Source organism: Erythrobacter sp. A6_0, from assembly GCF_017744235.1.
In the GTDB taxonomy this organism is placed as follows: Bacteria; Pseudomonadota; Alphaproteobacteria; order Sphingomonadales; family Sphingomonadaceae; genus Qipengyuania.
On the sequence record NZ_JAGHQR010000001.1, the window covers coordinates 617,915 to 632,520 of the forward strand.

A 14,606-nucleotide genomic window follows, 5' to 3' on the forward strand; every position below is an offset into this window, starting at 1 on the left:
CCGATGCTGCTCGCCGTCGATGTCGGGAACACCAATATCGTCTTCGCCCTGTTCGAAGGCACGGAAATCAAGACTCGCTGGCGTATCGCCACCGACGCACGCCGCACGGGCGACGAATATGCCGTCTGGCTGCTTCAGCTGCTCACGATCGAAGGATATGGGAAGCAGGACGTTTCGGCGATAATTATCGGATCGGTGGTCCCGCGCGCTATCCACAATCTGACGGTGCTGTCGCAGAAGTATTTCGGCGTCGAACCGTTGATCGCTGGGCAGGGCAGCGCGGAATACGGTTTCCATGCCGATATCGAACAGCCAAGTTCGCTTGGCGCGGACCGCGCGCTCAACACGATTGCCGCCCATGCAAAATATGGCGGCGATCTGATCGTTATCGATTTCGGTACCGCGACCACCTTCGACGCGGTCGATTTCAACGGCGCCTACAAAGGCGGCATCATCGCGCCAGGTATAAACCTGTCGCTCGATGCTTTGGTCGGGAACACGGCGAAGCTGCCGCGCATTGCAATCGAGAAGCCGCGCACGGACAGTGTGATCGGCCGCAACACCGAAGACCAGATGCTGATCGGCGTCTTCTGGGGCTATGTCTCACTGATGGAAGGGCTTGTCGCTCGTATCAAAAGCGAGATCGGCCGCCCCGCGAAAACGGTTGCGACTGGCGGGCTCGCCCTGCTGTTCGATGAACACACCGACCTGTTCGACGCCGTGGACAGCGATTTGACTTTGGAAGGCCTGGCGATCCTGGCCGAACGCGCTCTCACCGGCGCGACTTGAAAAGAGGCATTGTGAAAAAGAATTACACGCCCGAAGACGAATTGTTGTTTCTCTCGCTTGGCGGGTCCGGCGAGATCGGGATGAACGTCAATCTCTATGGCTGCCAGGGGCGGTGGCTCATGGTCGATCTCGGCATGACCTTTTCGGGTGAGCAATATCCCGGCGTCGATCTCGTCTTCGCCGATCTTGAATTCATCGAGGACCGGTTGGACAGCCTCGAAGCTTTGGTGATTACTCACGGGCACGAGGATCATATCGGTGCGATCCCCTATTTCGCAGCCGATTTGGGCGTCCCTATCTATGCCACACCCTTCACTGCCGAACTCGTGCGCCGCAAATTGCAGGAAGCGGGCATCGCCGGTGAAGTCGAGGTGAATGTGATCGAGGACGATCACGGCGAATTTTCCGTCGGCCCGTTCGACATTACCTATATCCCTCTCTCCCATTCGATCGCCGAGGGTAACGCTCTCCTGATCGAGACGCCGCAGGGCCGCGTCTTCCACACCGGCGACTGGAAGCTGGACGAAGACCCCATCATCGGCGAACCGACCAGCGAAGAAGACTTGCGCGCCATTGGCGAAGAGGGCGTCCTCGCTCTCGTTTGCGACAGCACCAACGTCTTCAATCCCAATCCGAGCGGATCGGAGGGGGCCGTCCATCGCGGTTTGATGGATGAGATTTCGCGTCACAAGGGCAAGCGCGTGCTCGTGACGACCTTCGCCAGCAATGTGGCGCGCTTGCACACGCTGGGCGAAGTCGCGCGCGAGACGGGGCGCCAGATCTGCGTTGCCGGGCGCTCGCTCGACCGCATCATCGCGGTGGCGCAGGACAATGGCTATCTGCTCGATTTTCCAGAGCCGGTGGATTTCGACACCGCGATGGGTCTGCCGCGCGGCGAACTGCTCATCGTCGCGACCGGCGGGCAGGGCGAGCCGCGCGCCGCCCTGTCGCGCATTTCGGAGGAAAATCACCCGCTCGAACTGACGCAGGGCGATGTCGTCCTCTTCTCAAGCCGCCAGATCCCCGGCAACGAAATCGCCATTGGGGCGATCCAGAACCGTCTTGCCGAACGCGGGATCGTGATGGTCACCGACAAGCAGAACCTCATCCACGTGTCCGGCCATCCCGGGCGCCCGGAGCTCGAGGCGCTCTATTCCTGGCTGGAGCCGGAAATCCTCGTGCCCGTCCATGGCGAGACTCGGCATCTGTTCGAACAGGCGCGGCTCGGCGAGGAATGCGGCATCCCGCACAATGTGGTCCAGAAATCGGGCGACATCATCCGCCTCGCGCCGGGAAAACCCGGCAAGATCGGCGAGGTGCATACCGGTCGCCTTGTGCTCGACGGGGACATCATTTCGCCCGCCGATGGAGACGCGGTGGTGATGCGTCGCCGCCTGTCGCGCGACGGCGTGGTGTTCGTGGTGCTGGACGACAAATTCGCACCGCGTATCGAAACACTCGGCCTGCCATTGGACGAGGATCAGGACGAGTTTATCGCGGAAGCCAGCGCCGACGTGACGAAAGCGATATCGCGACTGAAGGGGAAGGATGGGCGTGACCCCGCCTCGATCCACGAAGCCGCCCGCCTCGCCGCGCGCCGTGCGGCGCAACGCTGGTCCGGCAAGCGCCCGCAAGTGCGCGTCATGCTGCCCTCCAAAGGATAGGGTTTTCCCGATGCACTGGACCTCGATCATCGCGATCTACGTTTTGTTCTGGGTGATGAGCGCATTCGTGCTCCTCCCGTTCGGCGTGCGGACGCATGACGAGATGGGGCTCGAAAAGATACCGGGACAGGCTGACAGCGCGCCGGGTAATTTTCGCCCCAAACGGTTGCTCGTGCGCGCGACCTTGCTCGCGGCCGTGCTGACGGCGCTTTACGTGCTCAATTATGTTTATGGGTGGGTGGGATACGAACAGCTCGACCTGTTCAACCGCGCCCCATCCTACTGAACCGCATCCAATGATCCGGTTGCGCTATTCGCGCAATCGTTCGATCGCCTGAGCGAGCGTGACGTAGAGCTTGCCGATGTCCGAGCTTAGCACGGTAACGCCCAGCGCGTGCCCGTCGCGGGTAGAGAGCAGCATGCGCAGCATCGCTTCGAAATCGTGGATATAGCGGCTGACATGTTCGCGAAAGTCCATGTCCTGGTCGAACAGCTCCGCGATCTCGCGCGCTTGCGTGTTGTCGAGCAGTCTGACAGCGCGGCGCGTGAAAATCCCGCGATCGCCGCGCAGATACGATGTCCAGGCCGTGTCGGTGACTTCGGTCGATAGCGCCTTTCCGATATCCATCGCATTGGAATTGAGGCTTTCGGTGATGAGAGCGACGCGGCGCGAAAAATCGTTATCGACCTGCTCTTCGGCTCGGGCGCGGGCCTGGGACACTCGGGATTCGATATTGCCGACCAGCTCGTTGACCTTGGCGAGCTGATCGCGCAGTTCCAGGGCCGCTTCCCGGCTCGACGCGCTGGCACGCGCGCTGGCTTCGTCGAGCGAGCCGATTGCCGCTTCCGTGCGCTCTTCCAACGCTTCGTCGATGGCTTTCGCACTGGCCTCGCCAATGCGGTCCGCGAGCGCGAGAATCCTGTCCGCCTGATTTTCCTCTATGGAGGCGAGCGCTTGAGCGGCCTCTCCGCGCAGGGCAGCGATCGCAGCGTTCAATTCCTCGCGCGCCTGCCCGGCAACCCGTGCGTTCTCGGCCTCGATCCGCTCCAATTTCTCGGTGAGAGTGTCGAGAGCGGCGGCCTGCTCTTCGATTGTGCCGGAAAGCCCCTCGCTGAAGGAGTCAAGCGCTGCGGTCGCCTCGCGGCTGCGATGTTCCGCGTTGGAAACCGTCTCGCCCAGTTCGGTGCCGCTGCGATCGGCATCGGCGAGCGCGCCCCGCAGGGACTCTGTGCGGCTTTCCAGATCGGAAAGCGTCGCGTTGAACGCTTCGATAGAGCGGGGCAAATCATCCTCGCTATGCGATGCGCTGGCCTTGATCAGCTCGAGCAGACGCACGGCCCTTACCGTCAGCTCCTCGATCTGCTCATGGGTACCATCCAGCGAAGTGCGGCTATCGGCGAGCTTATCGGACAGCCGCTCGACAGCTGCCGCGAGGGAGCGCTCCGTATCCTCGCCCTGTTCGGCGGCGGATGCGATGAGCCGACCGAGCGCATCGATCCATCCTTCCGCGTCTTCGGCACGCGCGCTCAAAGCGGTCAGGTGGTCGATCTGGCCGTCACGCTGCTCAGTCAGGCGATCGTCGAACGTGGCCATCCTTTCCGCCAGCGCGTTCAGCGCCTCGTTCTCGCTCTCGGCAATCCGCGTGCGGCGACGCGCCACTTCGTCATCGAAGGTCTGATGACGCTCGCCAATCAGGCGATCGACGGTTTCGGCTTCTTCCACCAGCGCCTGAAGCTTGGCTTGCGAATTGGCCAGGGATTGCGCGTCGATCTGCGTGACTTCTTCGATGATCGTCAGCAATCGAGTGCGTAGCGCTTCGACCTGACCGGACCATGCGGTCAAAGCGGCCTGCTCGGCCTCGCGGACGTTTTGCGAAGTCACGGCGGCTTCATCGCGCAGGACCGCGATCCGGTCCAACAGCACCGTGAAAATTGCCTCGTCCTCTTCGTTGCGAAGTTCGGCAATACGGGCGAGTTCAGCCTTGAGGGCATCGGCTCGGCTGTGGATGGCCGCCAAGGCGGTTACTTCCTGCGTATCGAGAGTCTCGCGAAGGCTATCGCTGTTGTCGCGAATGGCCGCGAAACGCGCAGCCGCAGAGCCCTCGATCTGATCGAGGCGTTCGCCCATGTCGCCGAGCAGACTATCGAGGCGCTCGCTGAGCGACGTAACCTGGCGTTCGCTCGCCTCGCCGAACGTATTCAACCTCTCGAAGCCTACGACCAATCCTTCGAGCTGTTCCTGGGCGGTCTGGCCTGCGCTACCGATACGATTGGTAACGTCGCGCGCGGAATTGGCGATCACGGGCAGGTCGCCGCGCAATTTCTCCATATTGTCGAGCGCGGTGGCACTGACGCCGGCAATCGCATCCACCTGATCGCCGTTCTCGCGGACGAGCTCCTGCAAGCGATCGGCATGGGTCGACAGGCGCTCGGTCGCCGTCCGGCCAAGATAGTCGAGATCGCGATTCTGCTCGGCGAGAAATTCGCGTGCCAGGCTCAGCTCGCGATTGATGGCCAGCAATCTCTCTTCCAAGCGCTCCGACTCGAGTGCGAGAAGCCGCGCGGCATCGCCGAAGCGGCCTGCCTCGCGTGTCGAGAGGCGCATCGTAAGCAGCCAGATTGCTAGGATCAGGAGCACGGGGATCGCCCAGGCGACAATCCAGTCGATCCACTGTTCGGGCGTTCCTCCCGAGATGATCGAATCTTTAAAGCTCCACCCGAAGAACCCGGTCCAGCCAAGGATGGCGAGAACGAAGAGGGAAGGGATCGCCCACGCCGTGGCCCGGCCTCGCTGCGGTTCCTCGATCCATTCGACGTCGTCTTCCTCATCGATCGAATCAGCAGACTGGTCGATCGGAGCGCCATCGTCCGCGGTCGTGAGATTTTCCGGCGAATTGTCCTCGCGTTCGACGGCGCGGATGTGATCCCTGTTCATCACCCGAACGTATCACGAATCCCGTTTCCTTAAACCCCGGATTAACTTTGCCTCGCTAGGCCGACCCGATGGCATTCCACCCCGGCCCCTTCGATCATGCAGTTGCGGCCGCCGCCGGAAATGACAGAGCGCTCGAAGCGCAATTGCGCACCGGCTTCGTGGAAAGCGTGGAACGCCAGATCGATCTGATGCGGCGGGCGCGCTGCGATGCGAATTGGCGCATGGCGGCCCAGCATCTCCACGCGGTTGCGGCCGGCTTTCACGCCGAAGAGATCATGCGATTGGCGGATCAAGCGGCGATGGGTGTGCCGGGCGATCCGCATGCCATACGCGAAATCTCGGACCAGCTGGATGTCATTCGCGGCGCCGGATCCCGTTAGGGCCAAATTCTGGCCCACAAGTTTTGGCAATTGGAGCGCGCATCGCTAGGCGTGGGACAGACCGATTGCCATTCGAGGACCGGCTTTTTTGCGTATCGCCCTGTTGACAGCTTTGGCCGAAGATCCCGCAAGGGCTGGGCAGAAGGCCGCGTTCCGCACTTTCGTGGGGCGTAGCGTGCTGTCGCACCAAATCGACTGCGCCAAGGCTCTCGATTGCGACATCGTGTTGTGCATGATCCGCGGCCTCGGGCCGGATGCAATCGTGGGCCAGCATCGGGCCGAAAAATCGGGTATGCGGTTCCGCGCGATCGAGGATCTGCGCAGTCTTTCGGGCGCCATCAGCGCCGGCGATCGGGTGATCGTGATTGCCGATGGTCTTGCTCTGGACATCGAAACCGCACGCGCAGCAATCGGCGAAAGGCCTGGTGTCGCGACGTTCCCAGCAGAACTGGCCGTACCGCTCGGGTTCGAGCGGATCGATGCCGACCGGGCGTGGGCGGGCCTTCTTTCGATCCGAGGCGAGGCGATCGAGCGATTGGCGGATCTGCCGTCCGATGCGGATGCAGCATCATCGCTTCTCAGGATCGCGCTTCAATCGGGCGTGCGCGCCGAAGCTCTCGATCCGGCGCTGATCGAAGATATCTCCTGGAGCCCGTCCGAGGACGAGGGGAGCCTCGAGGCGCGGGAGGGGCGCTGGATCGCTCGCCGGGCGCAACCGGTGTCCTTCGCCGCGCCGGGGCGGGCGCTGGCCGAAAGGATCGGTATCAGGCTGGCGCGGGATGTGGTTGGTTCGCGGTTCGAGCGTATGCCTCTCCTCGTGGCAGTAGCGGCAGGGATCCTCGCAGCCGTTCTGGCCCTGTTCGGCAAACCGCTGACCGGGCTGCTGATGTCCAGCGTCATGGCGTTCGCGCTTCCGATCGCGGACATTGTTCTCAAGCTGGCTCGGCCGCCGGGTGAAGAGGTCAAGGTGTGGGACGCAGCCATTTTGCTCGGCGGAGCAGGTGATGTTCTGCTTATCAGTCTTCTCGCTTTTGCGAGTCGGGGGACGGGCACCTGGATCGATCTGTTTTTTCCCGTCGTCCTGCTCGGCCTGTTGCGGATCGGATCGAAAATGGCTCCCATTGCCATTCGCCCGGTTCTGTCCGATCGGATCGCCCTGCTTGCCGTGCTGGTTCCGGCCGGATATTTGGGCGTTCTCCAGCCTGTTATGGCATTGCTGGCGGTATTCGTACTGGCCGCACTATCGCGTGCGATCCGGTCCGATAGGCTAACGCTGCCTTAACCACGCGATGCTACGCGAGACCTCATGATCGAGCCGAAATCCGGGCCAATTCCAACCGCGTCTCCACGCGCCGATCCTCACTGGCCGGAAGGCGAAGGGTTGCGCAGGGCGCTGGCGCAGGGCGACAAGGCGCTTGGGCGGATCGGCCCCATTCTCGGTCATCTCCTGTCGACGCGTGACCAGTCGCTTTTTAGCGACGAGCTGGTCGCACGCATCCGCAGCATGCTGACGCATCTGGCCTGGCAGGTGCTGCGCGTACAGGCCGAGGCGACAGGAGTGAAAGGGCGCGAGGAGTTCGCTGCCGAACATGGCGAGTCCCTGTCCGAAACGCTCTTCGCTTCGCTGCCGCTGGTGGCCCATTGCCACGCGCTGGCTTTGGAATGGCAATTGTCGGCACGGATGGAAGGGGAATTCGGCCTCGATCCCGTCATTTCGCCCCTGCTCCAATCGCTCATCGGACACGAAGATGCCGGTATTGCCAGTGGTGCCATGGCGTCGCTTGCCGCGCAGGCGCGGTACGCACAGACCCAGCGACGAATGAGCTTGCCGCTGAGCGAACTGCCCGGAGATCTGTTCCACGCTCTCCTGCTCGCCTGGCGCGCCTATAACGGTGACGATCTCTCCGACGCCCTGGTTCGGGCCGAGGGGCGTTTGCGCGCAGAGTACGACGAGGCTGCGGGGCGGCTGTCGCTGCTGGAGCGGGTTGCGACGCTGGTCGGCAAGGATGCGACGAATGCTCTCATCTTCGATCAGGCGGGCATCGGCCTGTTTTTATCCGCACTGGCGCTGCGCACCGGGCAGCCGCGCGACATCGTTGCCGTATCGACTCATGAAAGCCAGGTCGCCCGCCTTGCCTTGGGACTGAGAGCGGCGGGGCTGAAGCCGCAGGATGTCGAAGCGCAGATCCTTCGCCTCCACCCTGACCGCGATCCGCCCAGCGGCCTTGCCGATATCGGTACGCGCGAAGCGCTCAATCTGCTTGCGCGCAGCGCGGGCTGGCCTGGAAATTGACTATGGCGACGATCGGAACGAAATTCATCGCGCGCGCCTTCGTCGATGCGGACGGAATGCTTGTCGAAGCGGAAGAACCGCTCGCCAGCCTTCAGACCGAGTGCGGGGGAAAGATCGGCGGGCCGGTCGCCATTCCCGAATTGCGCGCTCTGGTGGACAAGGCCCAGCGGTTCGGCCTGCGTCTCGCACGCCAGTTCCGTGCAATCGACGGGCGCGATCGGATAACGGCCTGGATCGAGATCGAGCCTCAGAGCGGCTCCGACGGTTCGGCCCAAGGGTCCGAGCTCGGATTGGTATCCTGGCATGCCGAGGAATTGCCGCCGGAAGACGAATTGGAGGCTGCGCGCCGACGCGCCGAACTGAGCCGCAATCTTTCGGACCTGACCGCGCGGCTCGATCCTTCGCAGCGCGTGCTTTCAGTGGCGGTCGAAGCGCCCGATCTGACGCGGCTCCAGATCGCGATGGAAGGCGGGATCGGCAGGCCTTGGACCGACTTCGTCACTTTTCCCGGAAATTTGCACCAACAGCTACTGCACTGGCGCCTGCTCGACGGAGCCGAGTGTCTGATCGAGGGATCGAAGCGGCGCTGGACCGCGCATCTCGAACCGCTCGGGCAACCCGAACCCGGCAGTGCGGGGTTCGTCCTGCATCTTCTCGCCGATCGACCGTTGGGTGCAGGCGCTCTGGACGAGCCGAGCGAGCCCGGATCCGAACCGCCCTCGCTCGGGCGCGATCTTTCTCCCGTGCTGCGGCAGCCGATCAATCGCATCATCGCCAATGCCGAAACGATTCGCACCAAGCTCGCTGGCCCCTTGGGTGAAGAATACAGCAATTACGCCGCCGATATCGCGGCGGCAGGCCAGCACCTGCTCGCGCTGATCGACGACCTGTCCGACCTCGAAATCGTGGAATCGGATGATTTCGTTACCGCACCCGACCGCATCGATCTCGGCAATGTCGCGCGGCAGGCATGCGGAATTCTGGGTGTGCGTGCGCGCGAAAAGGGTATCGAGCTGAGCGCACCGCCGAACGGAGAAAGCCAGCTCGCGATCGCCGAGTTCCGGCGCGTGCTGCAGGTTCTCATCAATCTGATCAACAACGCCATCCGCTATTCGCCGGAGGGCAGCCAGGTCTGGGTCCGCCTCGATCGGATCGGCCAAAGGGCGATGGTGACCGTGGCGGATCAGGGCCATGGCATCGACGAGGATCAGCAGGCCAAGATATTCGAAAAGTTCGAGCGTCTCGGGCGGAGCGGGGACGGGGGATCGGGCCTGGGGCTCTACATCTCCCGCCGCATAGCGCGCGCGATGGACGGCGATCTGACGGTCGAAAGCGCAAGAGGGCAGGGGGCTCGCTTCACGCTGTCGGTTCCGGCCGCAGAAGATCTGCGCAGCGAACCACGCGACGGTCCAAATCTCGGAAAATAAGGTCGCGCATCCAGTGCGAATTTCCGACGCTTCGATATGAAAAAAGGGGGCGCCGCAGCACCCCCTTTTTCCTAAATTCACATTCGATTTTGCGCTCAGCGCTTGTCGATCGGCACGTAATCGCGATGCGTCGGGCCGGTGTAGAGCTGGCGCGGGCGACCGATGACCTGGCCGGGATCGGAGATCATTTCGTTCCACTGCGCCACCCAGCCGACCGTACGCGCTAGCGCGAACAGGGCGGTGAACATCGTGGTCGGGAAGCCGATCGCCGAAAGGATCGCGCCGGAATAGAAATCGACGTTCGGGAACAGCTTCTTCTCGATGAAGTAATCGTCGTTAAGTGCCATTTCCTCGAGCTGCAACGCGGTCTCGAACACCGGGTTGCTGACGTTCAGCGCATCGAACACTTCGCGAACCGTCTTCTGCATCACGGTCGCGCGCGGATCATAGTTCTTATAGACCCGGTGGCCGAAGCCCATCAGGCGGAACGGATCGTTCTTGTCCTTGGCCCGCTCGATATAATGCGGGATCTTGTCGGGCGTACCGATTTCCTGAAGCATGTTCAGCGCCGCCTCGTTCGCTCCGCCATGCGCCGGGCCCCATAGACAGGCGATGCCGGCCGCGATGCAGGCGAACGGGTTCGCGCCCGACGAACCGGCGAGCCGGACGGTCGAGGTCGAAGCATTCTGTTCGTGATCGGCGTGGAGGATGAAGATCCGGTCCATCGCCCGCTCGATCGCAGGGTGGATCTCATATTCCTCGGCCGGAACGCCGAACGTCATGCGCAGGAAATTGCCCGTATAGCTCAGCGAATTCTGCGGCGACATGAAGGGTTGGCCGATCGAATATTTATACGCCATCGCCGCGATGGTCGGCATCTTGGCGATCAGCCGGTGGCTGGAAATCTTGCGGTGCTCGGGGTCCGAAATGTCGGTGCTGTCGTGATAGAAGGCCGACAGCGCGCCGACCACGCCGCACATGATCGCCATCGGGTGCGCATCGCGGCGGAAACCCTGATAGAACTGGCGCAGCTGATCATGCACCATGGTGTGGCGCGTGATCGTGTAGGTGAAATCGTCCAGCTCGTCCTGCGTCGGCAACTCGCCGTTCAGCAGCAGGTGCGAGACTTCCATGAAATTGGAATGTTCGGCAAGCTGCCCGATCGGGTAGCCGCGGTGGAGCAGGACGCCTTCTTCACCGTCGATGAAGGTGAGCGCGCTTTCGCAGCTCGCCGTGGACTTGTAACCGGGATCGTAAGTGAACTTGCCCGTCGATCCGTACAGCTTGCGGATGTCGACCACGTCGGGACCGCACGTCCCTTCGAGCACGGGGAAATCCACCGAGCTGTCGCCGAAGTCCAGTTTCGCCTGCTTGTCGGCCATAATCTGCTCCTTAAGCTATTGGTCTTCCGAGCCTGCCGGGAGGGCTTGCGCGTCGATCCGTGCGAGCGCCTCTTCCCGTCCCAACAGGACCAGAACGTCGAAAATTCCAGGGGACGTCGTCGTCCCCGTCAGTGCCGCGCGCATCGGCTGCGCGAGCTTGCCGAGGCCCAGTTCGAGCCGTTCGGCGAGCGCTTTGGTAGTGGCTTCCAGCGTCTCGGTTGTCCAGTCGTTTTCCGCTGCTAGCGCGGTCGAAACTTCGGCGAGATATATGCGCGCCTGATCGTCGAGCAGACCGGCCGCTTTCTCGGTCAGGACAAGGGGGCGGGTAGCGAACAGGAAGGCAGCGCCTTCGGCCAGCTCGTTCAGCGAACGGGCGCGCGTCTTGAGTACCGGCATCGCTTCGGCGAGCAGCTTCTCATCGGCATCCGGACCGATCCGCTTGGCAACCAGCGCGGCGAGGCGCGTGTCGTCCGCCTCGCGAATATAGTGGCCGTTGAGATTCTGAAGCTTCTTCAGATCGAAACGCGAAGCGCTTTTGCCGACGCCCTTCAGATCGAACAGTTCGACCGCTTCCTCGCGCGTAATCTCTTCGCGGTCGCCATGGCCCCAGCCAAGGCGCAGAAGATAATTGAACAGCGCTTCGGGCAGTACGCCTTCTTCGTCGCGATAGGCTTCGACACCCACCGCGCCGTGGCGTTTGGAGAGCTTTGCACCGTCCGTCCCGTGGATCAGCGGGATGTGGGCGTAGATCGGCTCGGGCCAGCCCCCCCCGATCTCATTCATCGCCTTGATGATCGGCAATTGGCGGAAGGCGTTGTTGAGATGATCGTCGCCGCGAATGATGTGGGTGACACCCATGTCATGGTCGTCGACCACCACGGCCAGCATATAGGTCGGCGTTCCGTCGGCGCGCAGCAGGATGTAATCGTCGATTTCTTCGTTGCGGACGGTCACGCGGCCCTGCACCGCATCCTCGATCACCGTTTCGCCGTCCTGCGGCGTCTTCAACCGGATCGTGAAAGGCGCGCCCTCGGGGGCTTCCGAGGCATCGCGATCGCGCCACCGGCCATCGTAGCGCATCGGAAGCTTGTTCGCGCGCTGTTCGGCGCGCATCGCCTCGAGTTCTTCCGGCGTCGCGTAGCATTTATAGGCATGGCCGGCATCGAGCAGCTGGTGGGCGACTTCGGCATGGCGCTCGGCTCGGTCCGACTGGAACACGGGTGCATCGTCGTAATCGAGGCCGAGCCAGTCGAGACCTTCGATGATCTTGTCGATCGCGTCCTGGGTGGAGCGCTTGCGATCGGTATCCTCGATCCGAAGCAGCGCCTTGCCGCCGTGGTGCCGGGCGAAGAGCCAGTTGAAAAGCGCGGTACGCGCGCCGCCGATATGCAGAAAACCGGTGGGCGAAGGGGCGAAGCGCGTTACGACCTTTCCGTGTGCCGCGTCGCTATCGCTTGCCATTATACCCGCTTTCCCTTCTGATATCGTGATGGCGACGCGATCGGCGCCTCCGGTGGCTGACGTGCCGTTTCACGGGGGCGATACCCCACATGATGGTGCAGCGCAGCGCCAATGGCGCAAGCGCCGCCGCTTGTCCAGTGTCCCGGCGGCTCTGGCCGACCGTGCGGAGCGCTTTCTCGACCGTGCCGGATTCGATCGCGGCCCTTGGCTCGCAGTGGGTTTCGCGAGCGGCATCGGGGCGTGGTTCCTGTTCGATGCGCCATGGGAGTGGGCGACATTCCTAGCCGCGTGCGCTCTTGGCGGTCTCGGTGCGCTGGCGGTGTGGAAGGGGAAGGAGGACAGGACGCAGCTGATGATCGCGTCCATGGCCCTGGCGAGCGTGCTGGCATTGGGGACGAGCGTGATCTGGGCGCGCTCTGCCATGGTCGGCGCCGAACCGATTGCCTATCCGCGCGTCCTCTCGCTCGACGGGCGCGTGCTCGAACGCGAGGATCAGCCCGCCGAAGAGCGTGTGCGACTGACGCTGGCCGTGCGCGATCCGGACCATCGCCGGGCGATGAAAGTCCGGATCAACGTGCCGCTGGATCGCGCGACGACGGCGATGGAAGAGGGCGCGCGCCTGCGCCTGAAAGCCCGGCTTATGCCCCCTTCGCCGCCGATCCTGCCCGGCGCCTACGATTTCGCGCGCACCGCCTGGTTCGACGGACTGGCGGCGACGGGATCGCTGGTGGGCGCGATCGATGTGGTCCATGCCGCAGATCGCAGTGCCCCTCTCGCCGACGCGCAGCGCACTCTGTCCGCCCATGTCCGCGCGCATATGGACGGATCGGCGGCCAGCATCGCGGCGGCGCTGGCGAGCGGCGATCGCGGCGCGATCAGCGAGGCCGACGAAGCGGCGATGCGCGATTCCGGGCTCACGCATTTGCTCTCGATCAGCGGCCTGCATGTCAGCGCGGTGATCGCAGCGGCCTATTTTCTGGCGATCAAGCTGTTGGCGCTATGGCCGTGGCTGGCGCTACGCATGCGGCTGCCGCTGGCGGCTGCGATGGTGGGCGCGCTGGCGGGGATCGGATACACGCTGCTGACCGGAGCGGAGGTTCCTACAGTCCGCAGCTGCGTGGGCGCAGTGCTGGTCCTGATCGCGCTGGCGCTCGGCCGCGAACCCCTGTCGCTGCGGATGGTGGCGGTTGCCGCGATCGTCGTTCTGGCTCTCTGGCCGGAATCGCTGGTGGGGCCAAGTTTCCAGATGAGCTTCGCTGCCGTGATCGCGATTGTGTCGCTGCACAACGCGGAGTGGGTCAAACGCTTCCTGGCCCCGCGTGAGGAAAGCGCATTTGCGCGAACCGCGCGGCGTGTCGCCATGCTGTTTGCGACCGGCTTGTTGATCGAATTCGCGCTAATGCCGATCGTGCTGTTCCACTTCCATCGGGCGGGCGTTTACGGCGCTTTCGCCAATGTCGTCGCGATCCCACTGGTGACGTTCGTGACAATGCCGCTCCTCGCTCTGGCACTGCTGCTGGATGTGGTGGGTGCGGGCGCACCGGTGTGGTGGGCGGCGCAGCTTTCGCTCGATGCGCTGCTCGGTCTGGCGCATTTCACGGCCACTCAGCCGGGTGCGGTGAAGCTGATGCCGCAAATGGACCTCGTCACAGTTCTGACGATCGTAGGCGGCCTGCTTTGGCTGGCTCTCTGGAAGGGAAGGGCGCGGCTCTGCGGGTTATTGCCGGTCGCAGGCGGGGTACTCGTCTTCGCGCTGACGCCGATTCCCGACATCCTGATAACGCGCGACGGGCGCCATGTCGGCGTGACCGGCGAAAGCGATCGCCTGCTCGTGCTGCGCGAAAGCCGGTCAAGCTTCGCAAGCGACAATCTGATGGAACTGGCGGGTGCGGAGGGAGAGGTCCTGCCGTTCGAGCGCTGGCCGGGGGCGCGCTGTAGCCCCGATTTCTGTGTACTTACGCTGGAGCGAGGGGACCGCGATTGGCACTTGCTGATGGCCCGCAGCCGCGAGATGGTCGAGGAACGCGCCCTCGCCGCCGCCTGCGAACGTGCCGATATCGTCATCGCCGACCGCTTCCTGCCGCGCTCATGTCAGCCCCGTTGGCTGAAGGCGGATCGCCGCTTTCTGACGCGCGAGGGTGGAACGGCGGTCTATCTGGCCGAGGAGCGGATAAGGACAGTGGCACAATCGCAGGGCGAGCATGGCTGGTGGAAGGGTGGTTCGAGGCGCTAACCCGCGGGCGATCGGGCAAGGATGGGAAGCACGCTGAAGAAA

At 63.3% G+C, this 14,606-nt stretch carries 11 protein-coding genes; 8 read left to right on the forward strand and 3 right to left on the reverse strand.

Translation table 11 applies throughout. The features are described from left to right. Positions 1-3 precede the first annotated feature (3 nt). From J7347_RS03110 to J7347_RS03120, 3 genes are read left to right on the forward strand one after another with little or no spacing between them, the layout of a single operon-like run. The gene (locus J7347_RS03110) at positions 4-789 is read left to right on the forward strand and encodes a type III pantothenate kinase (RefSeq protein ID WP_067683281.1); all 786 of its coding nucleotides are present in this window, start codon (positions 4-6) and stop codon (positions 787-789) included. 11 nt (positions 790-800) lie between these two features. After that, on the forward strand, positions 801-2,453 hold the full coding sequence (locus J7347_RS03115) for a ribonuclease J (protein ID WP_348521547.1): 1,653 nt from the start codon (positions 801-803) through the stop codon (positions 2,451-2,453). Positions 2,454-2,463: 10 nt separating this feature from the next. Beyond that, positions 2,464-2,739 carry a DUF1467 family protein gene (locus J7347_RS03120; RefSeq protein ID WP_209160778.1) on the forward strand — a complete coding sequence of 92 codons (276 nt, stop codon included), beginning with the start codon at positions 2,464-2,466 and terminating at the stop codon, positions 2,737-2,739. Between the two features lie 24 nt (positions 2,740-2,763). Here the strand turns inward: J7347_RS03120 and J7347_RS03125 are convergent, their stop codons facing one another. Then, entirely contained in the window at positions 2,764-5,388 is a 2,625-nt protein-coding gene (locus J7347_RS03125; RefSeq protein ID WP_209160779.1) for an ATPase, read from the reverse strand. 68 nt (positions 5,389-5,456) lie between these two features. On the opposite strand from J7347_RS03125, the gene J7347_RS03130 reads away from it, so the two are divergent. The 4 genes from J7347_RS03130 (at position 5,457) to J7347_RS03145 (ending at position 9,488) form a co-directional block, all read left to right on the forward strand. Next, complete coding sequence (locus tag J7347_RS03130) at positions 5,457-5,768, forward strand: Hpt domain-containing protein (RefSeq protein WP_209160780.1); 312 nt, start codon at positions 5,457-5,459, stop codon at positions 5,766-5,768. A gap of 103 nt (positions 5,769-5,871) precedes the next feature. Continuing rightward, a complete protein-coding gene (locus tag J7347_RS03135; RefSeq protein WP_209160781.1) occupies positions 5,872-7,050 on the forward strand; it encodes a hypothetical protein in 1,179 nt (392 codons plus the stop codon). A gap of 99 nt (positions 7,051-7,149) precedes the next feature. Next, positions 7,150-8,061, forward strand: coding sequence for a hypothetical protein (locus tag J7347_RS03140; RefSeq protein WP_209160782.1), 912 nt, complete (start codon positions 7,150-7,152; stop codon positions 8,059-8,061). 2 nt (positions 8,062-8,063) lie between these two features. Continuing rightward, complete coding sequence (locus J7347_RS03145) at positions 8,064-9,488, forward strand: HAMP domain-containing sensor histidine kinase (RefSeq protein WP_209160783.1); 1,425 nt, start codon at positions 8,064-8,066, stop codon at positions 9,486-9,488. A gap of 95 nt (positions 9,489-9,583) precedes the next feature. On the opposite strand, the gene J7347_RS03150 is transcribed toward J7347_RS03145, so the two are convergent. Beyond that, positions 9,584-10,870 carry a citrate synthase gene (locus J7347_RS03150; protein ID WP_067683297.1) on the reverse strand — a complete coding sequence of 429 codons (1,287 nt, stop codon included), beginning with the start codon at positions 10,868-10,870 and terminating at the stop codon, positions 9,584-9,586. Between the two features lie 15 nt (positions 10,871-10,885). Next, positions 10,886-12,331, reverse strand: a complete 1,446-nt coding sequence (gltX, locus tag J7347_RS03155) for a glutamate--tRNA ligase (RefSeq protein WP_209160784.1) — start codon at positions 12,329-12,331, stop codon at positions 10,886-10,888. A 28-nt stretch (positions 12,332-12,359) separates the two neighbouring features. On the opposite strand from gltX, the gene J7347_RS03160 reads away from it, so the two are divergent. Next, a complete protein-coding gene (locus tag J7347_RS03160) occupies positions 12,360-14,564 on the forward strand; it encodes a ComEC/Rec2 family competence protein (protein WP_209160785.1) in 2,205 nt (734 codons plus the stop codon). Positions 14,565-14,606: the final 42 nt, after the last annotated feature.

Excerpts from the sequence above, each read along its gene's own strand:
- J7347_RS03110 (WP_067683281.1), top strand. The coding sequence starts at position 4 with ATGCTGCTCGCCGTCGATGTCGGGAACACCAATATCGTCTTCGCCCTG.
- J7347_RS03120 (WP_209160778.1), top strand. The coding sequence starts at position 2,464 with ATGCACTGGACCTCGATCATCGCGATCTACGTTTTGTTCTGGGTGATG.
- J7347_RS03125 (WP_209160779.1), bottom strand. The coding sequence starts at position 5,388 with ATGAACAGGGATCACATCCGCGCCGTCGAACGCGAGGACAATTCGCCG.
- J7347_RS03130 (WP_209160780.1), top strand. The coding sequence starts at position 5,457 with ATGGCATTCCACCCCGGCCCCTTCGATCATGCAGTTGCGGCCGCCGCC.
- J7347_RS03145 (WP_209160783.1), top strand. The coding sequence starts at position 8,064 with ATGGCGACGATCGGAACGAAATTCATCGCGCGCGCCTTCGTCGATGCG.
- J7347_RS03150 (WP_067683297.1), bottom strand. The coding sequence starts at position 10,870 with ATGGCCGACAAGCAGGCGAAACTGGACTTCGGCGACAGCTCGGTGGAT.
- gltX (WP_209160784.1), bottom strand. The coding sequence starts at position 12,331 with ATGGCAAGCGATAGCGACGCGGCACACGGAAAGGTCGTAACGCGCTTC.
- J7347_RS03160 (WP_209160785.1), top strand. The coding sequence starts at position 12,360 with ATGGCGACGCGATCGGCGCCTCCGGTGGCTGACGTGCCGTTTCACGGG.